Origin of the sequence: Leucobacter sp. USCH14, assembly GCF_037619215.1 — a bacterium.
Classification (GTDB): domain Bacteria; phylum Actinomycetota; class Actinomycetes; order Actinomycetales; family Microbacteriaceae; genus Leucobacter.
Map to the genome: position 1 here is coordinate 39,431 of NZ_JAQPZP010000004.1, position 14,533 is coordinate 53,963.

13 protein-coding genes are annotated in these 14,533 nt (G+C 67.2%); 9 read left to right on the top strand and 4 right to left on the bottom strand.

The features are described from left to right. Nucleotides 1-24 precede the first annotated feature (24 nt). On the bottom strand, nt 25-699 hold the full coding sequence (locus PQI23_RS05675; RefSeq protein ID WP_339972404.1) for a hypothetical protein: 675 nt from the start codon (nt 697-699) through the stop codon (nt 25-27). Next, on the bottom strand, nt 696-1,331 hold the full coding sequence (locus PQI23_RS05680; RefSeq protein WP_339972406.1) for a hypothetical protein: 636 nt from the start codon (nt 1,329-1,331) through the stop codon (nt 696-698). The genes PQI23_RS05675 and PQI23_RS05680 overlap by 4 nt, the downstream gene beginning before the upstream one ends. A gap of 122 nt (nt 1,332-1,453) precedes the next feature. Between PQI23_RS05680 and uvrA the strand changes: the two genes are divergently transcribed. The 9 genes from uvrA (at nt 1,454) to PQI23_RS05725 (ending at nt 11,725) form a co-directional block, all read left to right on the top strand. Continuing rightward, entirely contained in the window at nt 1,454-4,360 is a 2,907-nt protein-coding gene (uvrA, locus tag PQI23_RS05685) for an excinuclease ABC subunit UvrA (RefSeq protein ID WP_339972408.1), read from the top strand. After that, nucleotides 4,357-6,285, top strand: a complete 1,929-nt coding sequence (uvrC, locus tag PQI23_RS05690; RefSeq protein ID WP_339972410.1) for an excinuclease ABC subunit UvrC — start codon at nt 4,357-4,359, stop codon at nt 6,283-6,285. The genes uvrA and uvrC overlap by 4 nt, the downstream gene beginning before the upstream one ends. After that, nucleotides 6,282-7,160: an RNase adapter RapZ gene (gene rapZ / locus PQI23_RS05695; protein WP_339972412.1), complete on the top strand. Its 879-nt coding sequence runs from the start codon at nt 6,282-6,284 to the stop codon at nt 7,158-7,160. The genes uvrC and rapZ overlap by 4 nt, the downstream gene beginning before the upstream one ends. 57 nt (nt 7,161-7,217) lie before the next feature. Then, on the top strand, nt 7,218-8,198 hold the full coding sequence (whiA, locus tag PQI23_RS05700; RefSeq protein WP_339972414.1) for a DNA-binding protein WhiA: 981 nt from the start codon (nt 7,218-7,220) through the stop codon (nt 8,196-8,198). A gap of 109 nt (nt 8,199-8,307) precedes the next feature. After that, the gene (locus tag PQI23_RS05705; RefSeq protein ID WP_339972416.1) at nt 8,308-8,925 is read left to right on the top strand and encodes a superoxide dismutase; all 618 of its coding nucleotides are present in this window, start codon (nt 8,308-8,310) and stop codon (nt 8,923-8,925) included. A gap of 23 nt (nt 8,926-8,948) precedes the next feature. Beyond that, nucleotides 8,949-10,157, top strand: a complete 1,209-nt coding sequence (locus PQI23_RS05710) for a phosphoglycerate kinase (protein WP_339972747.1) — start codon at nt 8,949-8,951, stop codon at nt 10,155-10,157. After that, nucleotides 10,154-11,008 (top strand): triose-phosphate isomerase, encoded by an 855-nt coding sequence (tpiA, locus tag PQI23_RS05715; RefSeq protein ID WP_339972418.1) that lies wholly within the window; start codon nt 10,154-10,156, stop codon nt 11,006-11,008. The genes PQI23_RS05710 and tpiA overlap by 4 nt, the downstream gene beginning before the upstream one ends. A 63-nt stretch (nt 11,009-11,071) precedes the next feature. Beyond that, nucleotides 11,072-11,320: a preprotein translocase subunit SecG gene (gene secG, locus PQI23_RS05720; RefSeq protein WP_010157209.1), complete on the top strand. Its 249-nt coding sequence runs from the start codon at nt 11,072-11,074 to the stop codon at nt 11,318-11,320. A gap of 39 nt (nt 11,321-11,359) precedes the next feature. Continuing rightward, nucleotides 11,360-11,725: an RNA polymerase-binding protein RbpA gene (locus tag PQI23_RS05725; RefSeq protein ID WP_339972423.1), complete on the top strand. Its 366-nt coding sequence runs from the start codon at nt 11,360-11,362 to the stop codon at nt 11,723-11,725. 62 nt (nt 11,726-11,787) lie between these two features. Here PQI23_RS05725 and PQI23_RS05730 read toward each other — a convergent pair whose 3' ends face one another. After that, nucleotides 11,788-13,401 (bottom strand): glucose-6-phosphate isomerase, encoded by a 1,614-nt coding sequence (locus PQI23_RS05730; protein ID WP_339972425.1) that lies wholly within the window; start codon nt 13,399-13,401, stop codon nt 11,788-11,790. Nucleotides 13,402-13,403: 2 nt separating this feature from the next. Beyond that, nucleotides 13,404-14,513, bottom strand: a complete 1,110-nt coding sequence (tal, locus tag PQI23_RS05735; RefSeq protein ID WP_339972427.1) for a transaldolase — start codon at nt 14,511-14,513, stop codon at nt 13,404-13,406. Nucleotides 14,514-14,533: the final 20 nt, after the last annotated feature.

Genomic DNA, 14,533 nt, shown 5'->3' on the forward strand with positions numbered 1-14,533 from the left:
TTGCACGAATCGGACTCGCGATCCTCACGGGAGTACGACGTACCCGTATCGTGCAGCGATCCGATCGATCACGCCGGTGAGTTCACCGCGATCGAGGCGCAGCTGAGCGATCGGGTGCTGCGGGAGGGCGTCGACGGCCGGGGACCACAGCGCTGCGATGCGCGCCGAGGGGACCACCGAGGATGCGGAGATCACGCCGTCGATCCGCGGGTAGTGCGCGCGGATCGCCCTCGCCCACGCGCGGGATGCCGAGCGGTCGCCGGATGAGATCGCGGCGTTGCCGCCCGCGACGGCGACCCAATCGCTGTCGCTCAGGTCGAGCAGGCGCAACGGTCGCGTGCTCTCGAACATCGCGAGCGTCGGTGCTCCACTCGCACGGCGCACGATTCTCGTCGCCTGGAACACCTCGAGCAGGCAGGCTGCGAAGGCCGAAGTCGTGTCCTGTGCAGGGGCGGAGTGCTCGAGCGTCGCATACAGCACGCCCTCTCCCGGGGAGTCGGAAGGCGGGTCGGGATGAGGATCGAAACGCGCATCCAGCGGGCCGTAGGTGCGGAAGTCGTGCCACGCAGTCGGATGCGGACCCGCGGCCCTGAAGATGCGCGCCAGGGCCGACCCGACCGGCACCTCCCGAACCCAGCCGGCATCCTCCGCCAGATCGGGGAACGCGTCACGTTCGGGAGGGGGCAGGTACTCGCTCACGGCAGTCGGTGCAGCGCATCGTCCACTGCCCGTGCCGCCGAAGCGGGATCGCCGCCCTGGAGCAGCCATTCGAACGGCGCGAGTTCCTCGCCGTCGTTCATCAAAGCCGGGGCAGGCGAGGTGAGCACGCGTTCCGCGAACAGCAACGGCGTGCCTCGCGGAATCACCGCGGCGATAGTGGCCCACCCGGGCACCTCTCGATCTTCGGGGAACTGGAATCTGGGGAGATGCCATCCATCGCTCCGCCTCTGGGCGAGCAGCGTCCCGGCTGCGCAGCGCTGACGCACCCGAGCAGGCGTCACACCGAGCATCTCCGCCGCCTCCGTCACCGTCGCGCTGCGTTCGCCGAGAGACCGATCTGCGAGAACCCCCTGAGCACTCGCGCGGAGTTCATCGGGTCGCTGCAATGCGGCTTCAGACACACCGAAGCGCGCGAGCACAGAGACTTCCGCACCTGTCAAAGCGCGCGTATCGGCGTTCTGGTGCGCGAGGAGGTCGGAGAGCAGCGCCTCGGCGGAGTCCATCCGGTCGGCGTCGAGGTGGGAGACGAGTTCGAGGAGGCGAGCTCGAGCGGCGTCGCCGCTCCGATGGGTTCGCTCACTCCCGGAGGTGGTGAACTGCGCGATCGACATCGGCACTCCTTTCGTGAGCTTTCATCAATAGTAACCGAAAATACTGCAGCATGCGGTGCGCTGAGGGCGAAAGCATCGTAGGTATGTTCGAACTCTCCCGACGAAGCGCTTAGAATGAGGCAGTGACTTCGACGCACTCCACACCCATCCGGTCCTCCGCTGCGCATGCTCAGATCAGCGTTCAAGGGGCACGCGTCCATAATCTGCAGAACGTCGACCTCGCTATTCCGCGCGATTCTATGGTCGTCTTCACCGGGCTGTCCGGGAGCGGCAAATCGAGCCTCGCCTTCGACACGATCTTCGCGGAGGGCCAGCGGAGGTATGTCGAATCCCTCAGCGCGTACGCCCGTCAGTTCCTCGGCCAGGTCGACCGCCCCGACGTCGACTTCATCGAGGGGCTCAGCCCGGCGGTCTCCATCGACCAGAAGTCGACGAACCGGAATCCCCGCTCGACGGTCGGTACGATCACCGAGATCTACGACTACATGCGACTCCTCTGGGCGCGGGTCGGCGTGCCGCACTGCGCCGTGTGCGGTGAGCGGATCGAATCGCAGACCGTGCAGCAGATCGCGGATCGGCTCATGGAGCTCGAGGAGCGCACCCGCTACCAGGTACTCGCCCCGGTCGTCAGCAAGAAGAAGGGGGAGTTCGTCGACCTCTTCCAGGATCTCGCCGCGAGCGGTTACTCCCGCGCGATCGTCGACGGTGAGATGGTCCAGCTCTCCGATCCGCCGAAACTCAAGAAGCAGGTCAAGCACGACATCTCGGTGGTGATCGACCGACTCGTCGCCGGCCCGGAGATCCTCGGACGCCTCACCGACTCCCTCGAAACCGCGCTGCGACTCGCGGGCGGCATCGTCGCCGTCGACTTCGTCGACCGCGACGCGAAGGCGGAGGATCGCGTGCAGCAGTTCTCCGAGCAGCTCTCCTGCCCGAATCAGCATCCCGTGCAGCTCACCGAGATCGAACCGCGCACATTCTCGTTCAACGCTCCGTTCGGTGCGTGCCCGGTCTGCTCGGGACTGGGCACCAGCATGTCGGTGGACGAGGATCTCGTGCTGGGAGACCCGGAGCTCTCGATCGCCGAGGGCGTCATCGTTCCTTGGACGAGTCAGGGAAAGAGCCTGTACCAGTACTACGAGAAGCTGCTGGTCGGCCTCTCCGACGACCTCGGCTTCTCGCTGAAGACGGCCTGGTCGGATCTGCCGGAAGAAGTGCAGCAGGCCGTGCTGTACGGAAACGACTTCAAGGTCAACGTGCGCTGGCGCAATCGCTTCGGACGCGAAGTCAAGTACTCGTCCGGCTTCGAGGGCGTGATCCCGTTCATCGAGCGCCAGTACGCCGAGGCGGAATCGGATGCGAAGCGGGATCGCTGGTCCGAGTTCCTCCGCGAAGTGCCGTGCAGCGCCTGCAATGGGCAGCGGCTCAAGCCCGAGGTGCTCGCGGTGACCGTGAACGACCGATCGATCGCCGCGGTCGGCGAGTTCAGCCTGCTCGACGCGAAGGGGTTCTTCGACGATGTCGTGCTCACCGAGCGCGAGGCGAAGATCGCCGCGCAGGTGCTGCGCGAGATCCGTCTCCGCTTCGACTTCCTGATCGAGGTCGGCTTGGGCTACCTCACGCTGGCTCGCGCTGCCGGCACGCTGTCGGGCGGGGAAGCGCAGCGCATCCGTCTCGCGACTCAGATCGGCTCCGGGCTCACCGGGGTGCTCTACGTGCTCGACGAGCCGAGCATCGGGCTGCACCAGCGCGACAATCGCCGACTCATCGAGACGCTCATCAAGCTGCGCGACCTCGGCAACACGCTCATCGTCGTGGAGCACGACGAGGAGACGATCGAGGCCGCCGACTGGATCGTCGACATCGGCCCCGGCGCGGGCGTGCAGGGCGGCACCGTCGTGCACTCGGGCCACTACGACGACCTGCTGCGCAACCGCGAATCGCTGACCGGCGACTACCTCGCCGGTCGTCGCAGCATCGAGACTCCGAAGCGCCGGCGCAAGCGGGATCGCAAGCGGGAGCTGAAGGTCGTGGGTGCGCGCTCGAACAACCTGAAGAACGTCGATGCGACGTTCCCGCTCGGGGTCATGACCGCTGTGACGGGCGTCTCCGGATCGGGCAAGTCGACGCTCGTCAACGACATCCTGTACCGCGTGCTCGCCAATCAGCTCAACGGGGCGCGCCTCGTACCGGGCAAGCACACGCGCGTCACCGGGCTCGAGCACCTCGACAAGGTCGTGCACGTCGACCAGGCGCCGATCGGCCGCACGCCCCGCTCGAACCCCGCGACGTACACGGGCGTGTTCGACAAGATCCGCAACCTGTTCGCTGAAACGCAGGAGGCGAAGACCCGCGGCTATCTCCCGGGCCGCTTCAGCTTCAACGTGAAGGGCGGCCGCTGCGAGGCGTGCTCCGGCGACGGCACCCTGAAGATCGAGATGAACTTCCTCCCCGACGTGTACGTCGCCTGCGAGGTGTGCGGCGGTTCGCGGTACAACCGAGAGACGCTGCAGGTGCGATACAAGGGCAAGAACATCTCGGAGGTGCTGGAGATGCCGATCGCCGAGGCCGAGGAGTTCTTCGAACCGATCTCGTCGATCCACCGGTACATGAAGACGCTCGTGGATGTGGGCCTCGGGTACGTGCGGCTGGGGCAGAGCGCGACGACGCTCTCGGGCGGCGAGGCGCAGCGCGTGAAGCTCGCCACCGAGCTGCAGAAGCGCTCGAACGGGCGCAGCATCTACGTGCTCGATGAGCCGACCACCGGCCTCCACTTCGAGGACGTGCGGAAGCTGCTGCTCGTGCTCAACGGCCTCGTCGACAAGGGCAACACCGTCATCACCATCGAGCACAACCTCGACGTGATCCGCAATGCCGACTGGGTCATCGATCTCGGCCCCGAGGGCGGTTCCGGCGGCGGCATGATCATCGCCGAGGGCACCCCGGAGCAACTGGTCGACGCCGAGGGCAGTCACACCGGGCAGTTCCTGAACGAGGTGCTGAACGGCCGGGCGAAAGCCTCGGCTTGAACAGCACGGACCATCGCGCGTCGTTCCGGCCGGCGCAGGGCGAGATCCCCACCTCTCCGGGGGTGTATCGCTTCAGCGACCGGCACGGGCGGGTGCTGTACATCGGAAAGGCGAAGAACCTGCGGGCCCGCCTCGCCAACTACTTCCAGCCGTTGCACTCGCTCATGCCGCGCACGCGGACCATGCTCTCGATCGCCGCGAAGCTGGACTGGACCGTCGTTGCGACGGACACGGAATCGCTGATTCTCGAGCACACCTGGATCACCGAGTACAAGCCGCCGTTCAATGTGCAGTTCAAGGATGACAAGACGTACCCGTACCTCGCGGTGACGCTGCGCGAAGAGGCACCGCGCCTGGTGATCACGCGCAATGAACGCATACGTGGGGCCCGCTACTTCGGCCCGTATCCGAAGGTCTGGGCGCTGCGCGAGACCTCCGCGCTGCTGCAGCAGGCGTTCCCCATCCGCACCTGCAACGACGCCGATTACCAGCGCGCCATGAGTTCGGGCAAACCCTGCCTCGCCGGGCAGATCGGTCGCTGCAATGGGCCCTGCTCGCAGAAGCTCACCATCGAGGAGCATCGTGCTCGCGTGGGCGAACTGGTCTCGTTCCTCGGGGGAGGCGACACGAGCCACCTCAAGGCGCTCCAGGCATCCATGCGAGAAGCGGCTGCCGAGCAGCGCTACGAAGAGGCGGCGCGCCTGCGCGACCAGGCTCAGGCCGTCGAGCACGTCATGGAGAAGAACGCCGTCGTACTCGGACTCGATGTGAATCTCGACGTGTTCGGGCTGCGATCCGATGAACTCGCCGCCGCCGCGCACCAGTTCATCATCCGAGGCGGACGCATCCGCGGTGAACGCAGTTGGATCGTGGACGTCGAACTCGACGATTCGCCCGAGACGCTGCTCGAGCAAGTGCTGCAATCGGCATACGAGGGGGAGCGGGAACCGCCGCCCCAGATCCTCGTTCCGCAGCTGCCGGCGAATGCACCGGCGCTCGAAGAGGCGCTCAGCGCCCGACGCCCCCGACGCGGGCGAGTCCGCGTCCGCATTCCCGAGCGGGGCGACAAGGTCCAGTTGATGGATCGCGCGATGCGCAACGCGGGGGAGCACCTGATCCGGCACAAGCTCAAGCGCGCTGCCGATCTCACCGCACGCACCGATGCACTCGCGGAGTTGCAGCGCGCCCTCGGGATGGAGGAGGCGCCGCTGCGCATCGAGTGCATCGACGTGTCGCATCTGCAGGGCACCGGTGTGGTGGCCTCGCTGGTCGTGTTCGAGGACGGGCTCCCCGCGAAAGGGGCGTATCGCAAATACCGGATCGAGCAGACCACGGACGACACGGATTCCATACATCAGGTCGTCTCGCGTCGGGCAGCGCAGCTGAACGCATCTCGTGAGGCCGGTGAGCAGCCGACCGGGGTGTACCGGGATCGACCGCAACTGCTCATCGTCGACGGCGGGGAGCCGCAGGTCAAGGCGGCAGCTCGCGCGCTCGGCGAAGCAGGGATCACCGACGTGGCGCTCTGCGGCATCGCCAAGCGTCTCGAGGAGATCTGGCTGCCGGGAGATCCCTTCCCCGTGATCCTGCCGCGCACGAGCGAGGCGCTGTTCCTCGTGCAGCGCGTGCGCGACGAAGCGCATCGGTTCGCCATCACGTTCCAGCGCCAACGCCGAAGCACATCTATCTCCAGTCGGCTCTCCGAGATTCCCGGGCTCGGACCCAAGCGGGTTCAGGCCCTCCTCAAATACTTCGGGTCCGTCACGCGACTGCGCGCGGCATCGTTGGCGGAGCTGGCAGCGGCACCCGGCGTCGGGCCGAAACTGGGCGAGCAGATCCTCGCCCACCTGCAATCCGAGCCTGGGGCGGGCGCTAAGCTAGAAGCTCAGGTGGACGCCACGCAGGGAGAGGAACTCGGCGCATGAACGACGCGGTATCCCGGCAGGAGATCCTCATCGTCACGGGAATGTCCGGAGCCGGCCGCAGCACGGTCGCCAATACCCTCGAAGATCTGGGCTGGTACGTCGTCGACAACCTTCCGCTGCCGATGCTGAAGACGCTCGCGGATATGGCCGACCGGTCGGGTGGAGCGCTCCCGCGCATCGTCGCCGTCGTCGACGTTCGCGGCCGCGACCTGTTCGCCGACATTCAGGCCACGGTCGACGAGCTGCGCGACAACGCCACCGTGCGCGTGGTGTTCCTCGACGCGACGGACGAGATCCTCGTGCGTCGGTACGAGTCGGTGCGCCGCCCCCACCCGCTGCAGGGCGAAGAGCGCAGCCTGCTCGAGGGCATCCGCCTGGAACGGGAACGTCTGCAAGAGCTTCGGGCATCGTGCGACGTCGTCATCGATACCTCGCGCTACAACGTGCACGATCTGTCGACTGCGACACGGGAACTGTTCTCCGATGACAACACTCCCGGCCTGCAGCTCTCGGTCTCGAGCTTCGGCTTCAAGTACGGTGCGCCGACCGATGTCGACCTGATGGTGGACATGCGCTTCCTCCCGAATCCCTTCTGGGAACCGGAGCTCCGCGCGTTGACGGGCGTCGATCCCGAAGTCAAGGAGTACGTACTCGGCCGCGAAGGCGCGGCCGAGTTCCTGGAGAACTATGTCGCCGCACTCACCCCGGTGCTCGCCGGATTCCAGCGCGAGAACAAGCGGCACGCATCGCTCGCGGTAGGATGCACCGGCGGGAAGCACCGCTCGGTGGCTACCGCTCGAGAGCTCGCGGATCGACTCGCCGGTCTTCCGGGTGTCAGCGTGAGCCTGCGCCACCGCGACCTCGGTCGCGAGTAGTCGACGTTCCGCACGTCGACCGATTCATCGAAACACCCTCTCCGAAAGGACCCATTCGTGCTGTCTACCCCCGAGGTCAAGAGCGAACTCGTGCGATTCCCGGTGCAGAGCACCGGCGAACGCATCGCCGAGGTCGCCACGATCCTCCGTCTTGCAGGCGGACTGCACACCATCTCCGGCCGCATCGCGCTCGAGGCCGAACTTCACACCCCGCAGATCGTGCAGCGGGTGCGCAAGGACCTCGCCGAGCTGTACGGCATCCGGTCAGATGCAAAGCAGCTGCCGCCATCGAGCACGCGCCCTGGAGCCCCGCAGTTCCTGGTTCGCGTACTCGACGGCGAAACGCTCGCCCGCCAACTCGGACTCCTGGACCAGCGGCGGCGCCAGATCCGCGGCCTCCCGAACCGCTTGACCACGGGCGCTCAGCCCGAACTCGCGGCGATCTGGCGGGGCGCCTTCCTCGCGCGCGGCGGACTCACCGCTCCGGGGCGGTCTGCGAACCTGGAGATCGTGTGCCCGAGCAACGAGGTCGCCATGGCGCTCGTGGGCGCAGCGAGCCGCATCGGCGTCGACGCGAAGAGCCGTGAGATTCGCGGTCAGCACAAGGTGCTCATCCGCGATAGCGAAGCGATCAGCGAGATGCTCGGACTCATGGGAGCTCAGCAGGCGCGCACGAGCTGGGATGACCTGCGCCGCGCCCGCGAGACACGCGCGACTGCCAACCGCCTCGTCAATTTCGACGACGCGAATCTGCGACGATCAGCGCAGGCCTCCGTCGCAGCGTGCGCTCGCGTGGAGCGCGCCATGGAGCTGCTCGGCGACAGCATCCCGGACCACCTGCGCTATGCGGGCGAGCTCAGGCTGAAGCATCGCGAGGCGAGTCTCGACGACCTCGGTGCTCGCGCCGATCCTCCGCTCACGAAGGACGCCGTCGCCGGCCGGATCCGGCGACTGCTCGCGATGGCGGACAAGGAGGCCGAACTGCGCGGCGTCCCCGGTACGGAAGCGAATCTGCCCGAGGAGCTCGACCGGATTTAGCGAGCGGCGAACAGGGTGGTAGCGACGAGCGCCACCATTTCCCACCGTGGCGAGACCTTGCGCCATAGACTGAATCCGACAACTGTTCACCGAGAGATTGGATCGCCACATGGCCGCCTACTCACTTCCCGAGCTTCCTTATGATTACGCTGCTCTCGAGCCGCACATCAGCGGCAAGATCATGCAGTTGCACCACGACAAGCACCACCAGGCGTACGTGACCGGTGCCAACACGGCGCTCGAGCAGCTCGCGGAGGCTCGCGAGTCGGGCAACCTCGCGTCGGTCAACAAGCTGGAGAAGGACCTCGCGTTCAACCTCGGCGGTCACGTCAACCACACGATCTTCTGGAACAACCTCTCGCCGGAGGGAGGCGAGCGCCCCGAGGGCGAGCTCGCGGCCGCGATCGACGAGTTCTTCGGGAGCTTCGAGAAGTTCCAGGAGCACTTCACCGCTACGGCTCTCGGCGTGCAGGGCTCCGGCTGGGCCGTCCTCGCGTGGGACGTTCTCGGGCAGCGCCCGAACATCGTGCAGCTCTTCGATCAGCAGGGCAACCTCCCCGCGGGAACCATTCCGCTGCTCCAGCTCGATGTGTGGGAGCACGCGTACTACCTCGACTACCTCAACGTGCGCGCCGACTACGTCAAGGCGTTCTGGAACATCGCGAACTGGCAGGACGTCGCGCGCCGCTTCGAAGCGGCCCGCACGCAGACGCCCGGCCTGATCTGATTTCCGCACCTCGAGGAGCCCACCTGTTCATGCGCACCATAGAATCACTCGGTCCGCTGAAGTCGAAGACGGTCATCATCCGCTGCGACCTCAACGTGCCCCTGAGCGACGGCGTCATCTCAGACGACGGTCGCATTCGAGCATCGCTCTCCACGATCCGTGAGCTGCGGGAGGCGGGAGCACGGCTCGTGCTCATCAGCCACCTCGGTCGTCCGAAGGGCGTACCGGACGCGGAGTACTCGCTCCGCCCAGTAGCGGAGCGAATGAGCGAGCTCCTCGGGGCGCCGGTGCGATTCGTCGAGGAGACGATCGGAGACGCAGCTTCGGCGGCAGTTTCCGAGCTCTCCGACGGCGAGGTGGTGCTCCTCGAGAACCTGCGGTTCACCGCCGCCGAAACCAGTAAGGATGCGGGCGAACGTCGCGAGTTCGCAGAGCGGCTCGCCTCCCTCGGAGACGTCTTCATCTCTGACGGTTTCGGCGTGGTGCACCGGCAGCAGGCGAGCGTGTACGAACTCGCTCAGCTGCTGCCGAGCGCGGCCGGTCGCCTCGTCGCAGCCGAACTCGACGTGCTGCAGCGTTTGACGACCGACGCGAAGCGTCCGTACACGGTCGTGCTCGGCGGCTCGAAAGTCTCCGACAAGCTCGGCGTGATCGCGCACCTGCTCGAGCGGGTGGACACCCTGCTGATCGGCGGGGGAATGGTGTTCACCTTCCTGGCCGCTCAAGGACACTCGGTGGCGGCGAGCCTGCTCGAAACGGATCAGATCGAGACCGTGCGCGGCTATCTGGATGAGGCGGAGCGACGAGGCGTGCGCATCGTGCTCCCGGTCGATATCGTCGTCGCGGAGAAGTTCGCCGCCGACGCGGCGCACGAGATCGTGCCCGCGGACGCGATCGAGTCATCCCGATTCGGCGCTGAGGGCCTCGGGCTCGACATCGGTCCGTCGTCTGCGACTGCGTTCGCCGCGGCGATCTCCCAATCGGAGACCGTCTTCTGGAACGGACCGATGGGCGTGTTCGAAATCGACGCATTCGCTGCGGGAACCCGCACGGTCGCCCGCGCTCTTACCGAGACCGAAGGGTTCACGGTGGTCGGCGGCGGGGACTCCGCAGCGGCAGTTCGCGCGCTCGGGTTCTCGGACGACCAGTTCGGTCACATCTCCACCGGCGGCGGTGCGAGTCTCGAATATCTGGAGGGCAAGTCCCTTCCCGGCCTGGAGGTACTGGCATGACCGATCTCAGCGGAACGAGCGATCTCGACCAGTCGCCTGCAGCGGCGAGGGGTCCGCTCCCGCCGAGCAAGCGCACTCCGTTGATCGCGGGCAACTGGAAGATGAACCTGGATCACCTGCAGGCGATCGCCCTCGTGCAGAAGCTCGCCTGGGGGCTCTCCGATGTCCGCCACGATTTCTCGGCGGCCGAGGTCGCCGTGTTCCCGCCGTTCACCGACCTGCGCTCGGTGCAGACACTGCTGGCTGCCGACAAGCTCTCGCTCACGCTCGGAGCCCAGGACGTATCGCCGCACGAGTCGGGCGCCTTCACCGGTGACGTCTCCGCCGCGATGCTCGCGAAGCTGGACGTCTCGTACGCTCTGGTCGGTCATTCGGAGCGACGGAACGGCCACGGTGAGAGCGACGATACCGTCGGGCTCAAGGCGCGCGCGGCACACGCTGCCGGCATCGTGCCGATGATCTGCGTCGGCGAGTCCGCGGAAGACCTCGAGCAGCACGGCGCCGCTGCGATCCCGGTCGCGCAGTTGACCGCCGCACTCGCGCACCTTCCGCAGGACGCCGACTTCGTCGTCGCGTACGAACCGGTATGGGCGATCGGAAGCGGCCAGGCCGCGACGCCCGAGCAAGCCGAAGAGGTGGCGCGCGCGCTCCGCGAGCATCTCCGCGACCTGCGGGGAGACGAGTGCGCAGCGAAGACGCGCATCCTGTACGGCGGCTCCGTCGCGAGCCAGAACATCGCGGGCTTCATGCGCCAGCCCAACGTCGACGGCGCGCTCGTCGGTGGCGCGAGCCTGAAGGTCGACGAGTTCACTCGGATCATCCAGTTCCAGAAGCACGTGACGGCCGGCTGAATCGACTCCACGCTATACTGGTCGTTGGCCTCACGCGCCCCGCGACCTCGAAAGGTGCACTTCGTGCTCATTCTGAAGATCATCCTGCTCGTCATCCTCGTGATCACGAGCCTGCTGCTCACGCTGTTCATTCTGCTCCACAAGGGCCGCGGCGGAGGTCTCTCCGATATGTTCGGCGGAGGCGTCACGTCGAGCCTCGGTTCTTCCGGTGTCGCGGAGCGCAACCTCAACCGCATCACGGTCGTCGTGTCCCTCATCTGGGCCGCCTCGATCATCGCGCTCGGGCTCATCGCGCGTTTCTCCGTCGTCTAGACAGCGCGCACACCCGATCCAGCAGTAGAAAGGCAATTCGTGGCAGGCAGTAACGCCATCCGTGGCGCCCGCGTCGGTTCCGGCCCCATGGGGGAGAAGGATCACGGCTCGCGCGCCGAACGCACGCAGATCTCGTACTGGGATGCACTCGGCAACGAAACCGTGCGCTACTTCGCAGCGGACGTTCCCGAGGAGGAGATTCCCGAACAGATCGACTCACCCACGACGGGGCTTCCCGCGGGTCGCGATCGGGAGAACCCGCCGCTGCTCCCGAAGAACGAGCCCTTCAAAACGCATCTCGCGTACGTGAAGGAGCGCCGCACGCCCGAGGAGGCGGAGGAGCTCCTCGAAGCAGCACTGCAGAAGCTGCGCACCCGTCGCGGCACGGCGCGCAAGTCGGCATAGCGCGAGATTCAACGAGAAACGGCCCGGGCGAGATTCGCCCGGGCCGTTTCTCGGTCAACGACTCAGGAGTCGAGTGCGTCCAGTGCCTCGCTGAGCGCACGAACCGTCGCGGCAGGGTCCGGGCACGCGAGCGCGAAGACGGGGCGACCGCGCTCCGCGAGCACCGACCGATCGCCACGCGCCTGCGCCGTGATCAGCGCGTCGAACCCGCGATCCGAGCCCGGAATGGGGAGCGACTCCACGGCCTCGGCCGTGAGCTGCAGGAAGACCGCCGCCGCGGGCCCGCCCTTGTGCAGCTGTCCCGTCGAATGCAGGTAGCTCGGGCCCCAGCCGAGGGCGACGGGCAGGCCGAGCACCGCCGCGAGCCGATCGCGCAGGTGACTGAGCGGCTCCACCTCTTCACCGTGGGGATCGAGGTACGACTGCAGCGACAGATACCCGGCGTCAGCGGCCGCATCTCGGAGGCGAGTCACGAGCGCCGCGGTGTCCTCCACCTCGACCTCGGCGGGAACCGCGAGGAGACGAGCGCCGGCGGCGCCGCGCAGCTCGGCGGGACCGGCGTCATCCGACGAAGCGTCGCCGTCGAGCGCGGTGCGAGCCGCGACCTTCGCGGACTCCACGTCCGGCTGATTGAACGGGTCGATGCCCATGAGCCGGCCGAGCACCGCCGTCGCGACCTCCCACACGAGCAGCTGAGCGCCGAGCGTGCCCGCGACCTCGATCGAGGCGCCCTGACCGCCGGAGTGCTCGCCGGCGAGACCGACGGTGAGCACGCTTTCGGGAACGTGCGCGAACTCCGGTGCTCCCGCATCGAGCGAGATCGGCAGCACGCCCTGTCCGTCCTTGCCGGTGGACTCGGCCACCAGTTGCTCGATCCAGCGTCCGAGCCCCCAGGAAGCAGATGCGGCCTCGCCGACTGCGAGCACGAATCGACGAGGCAATCCCGCGTAGATCGCTGAGGCGAGACGCAACGCAGGATTCTCCGAGTCGTCTGCGGAGACGCTCGTGCGCACGTCGTCCGCATCCGAGACGAGCCGACGCAGGTCGACGCCGGCCAATCCCGAGGGGACCAGCCCGAAGGCGGTGAGCGCTGAGAACCGGCCGCCCACATTCGGGTCGGCGGTGAAGACCCGTCGGCCCGCGGCCCGCGACTCCTCGTCCAGCGGCGACCCCGGGTCCGTCACGATGATCACACGCTCCGCTGGTTCGATCCCGGCGACGCGGAACGCGTCCTCGAAGGCCGCGAGATGGCTGCGGGTCTCGATCGTTCCGCCCGACTTGGAACTCACGACGACTGCGGTGCGGGCGAGATCACCGGAGAGCGCACGTCGCACCACGTCCGGGTGCGTCGAGTCGATCATCGAGAGTTCGACGCCGGCCCAGCGCGCGATCACGGCGGGCGCCAGACTCGAACCGCCCATGCCGCACAGCACGAACCGGTCGACGCCGGCATCGCCCAGTGCAGCGCGGAGGCTCTCGATCTCGGGGATCAGGCGCTCCGCAGTCGCAGCGACGTCGGTCCACCCGAGCCGGATCGCAGCCTCTTCGGCAGCGGCCGTTCCCCAGAGCGACGCGTCGTGCGCGAAGATTCGGCTTGCGACGCGATCCTCGACGAGCGCCTCCAGCGATGCACTTGCGCCGCGCAGACCCGGATCGACCGCAACCTCGACGGCCATGATCAGCGCGCCTCTCGGAGCGCCTGCTCGACGGTGCCCAGCAGGTCCGACCACGACGCGTCGAACTTCTGCAGCCCTTCCTGCTCGAGCAGCTCCGTGACCTCGACGTAGTCGATGCCGAGCGCGTCGATCGCGTTGAGCACCTGGTTCGATTCGAGGTAGGCACCCGTGACCGTGTCGCCCGGCGCGTGGCCGTGATCGGCGAACGCCTGCAGCGTCGCCTCGGGCATCGTGTTCACCGTGTTCGGAGCGATCAGGCCCGTGACGTACGCGGTGTCGGCGAGTGCCGGATCCTTGACGCCCGTCGACGCCCACAACGGGCGCTGCGGATTCGCTCCGAGTCCGACGAGGAACCGAGCCCGCTCGGTGTCGAACGACTGCTCGAACACCTCGTAGGCGAGACGCGCGTTCGCGATGCCGGCCTGGCCGGTGAGGGCGAGCGCCTCGGGAGAGCCGATCTCGCGCAGTCGACGGTCGACCTCCGAATCGACCCGGGAGACGAAGAAGGAGGCGACGGAGTGGATCGTCGAGAGGTCGATGCCTGCCGCGCGCGCCCGCTCGAGACCCGCGAGGTAGGCATTGATCACCTGCCGGTATCGCTCGAGGCTGAAGATCAGCGTGACGTTGACGCTGATCCCAGCGGCGATGGTCTCGGTGATCGCGTCGAGCCCCTCAACGGTCGCCGGGATCTTGATCATCGCGTTCGGGCGATCGACCCGAGCCCAGAGATCGCGAGCCTGTGCCGCCGTGCCGGCCGTGTCGCGTGCCAATCCGGGTTCGACCTCGATCGACACGCGCCCGTCACGGCCGTCGGTCGACGCGTACACACCGGCGAGCAGGTCGCAGGCGTCCGCCACGTCGGCCGTCGTGAGCTCCACGATGGCGGCATCGGTGTCGAGTCCGCGGGCAGCGGCATCGGCCAGTCGGTCTCCGTAGCCATCGCCGCCTCCGATCGCGTTCGCGAAGATGGTCGGGTTGGTGGTCACTCCGACGACGTTCAACGTTTCGACGAGCGTCGCGAGCTCACCGCTCTCGAGTCGGCGACGGGACAGGTCGTCGAGCCAGATGCTGACGCCGGCCTCGCTCAGTGCGGAGGTGTGGGGATTTGTCATCGCGTGATGATCCTTTCGAA

What these genes read in the sequence shown, in the direction of transcription:
- PQI23_RS05680 (WP_339972406.1), bottom strand. Translation starts at nt 1,331, where the DNA reads ATGTCGATCGCGCAGTTCACCACCTCCGGGAGTGAGCGAACCCATCGG.
- rapZ (WP_339972412.1), top strand. Translation starts at nt 6,282, where the DNA reads ATGAACGACGCGGTATCCCGGCAGGAGATCCTCATCGTCACGGGAATG.
- PQI23_RS05705 (WP_339972416.1), top strand. Translation starts at nt 8,308, where the DNA reads ATGGCCGCCTACTCACTTCCCGAGCTTCCTTATGATTACGCTGCTCTC.
- tpiA (WP_339972418.1), top strand. Translation starts at nt 10,154, where the DNA reads ATGACCGATCTCAGCGGAACGAGCGATCTCGACCAGTCGCCTGCAGCG.
- PQI23_RS05730 (WP_339972425.1), bottom strand. Translation starts at nt 13,401, where the DNA reads ATGGCCGTCGAGGTTGCGGTCGATCCGGGTCTGCGCGGCGCAAGTGCA.
- tal (WP_339972427.1), bottom strand. Translation starts at nt 14,513, where the DNA reads ATGACAAATCCCCACACCTCCGCACTGAGCGAGGCCGGCGTCAGCATC.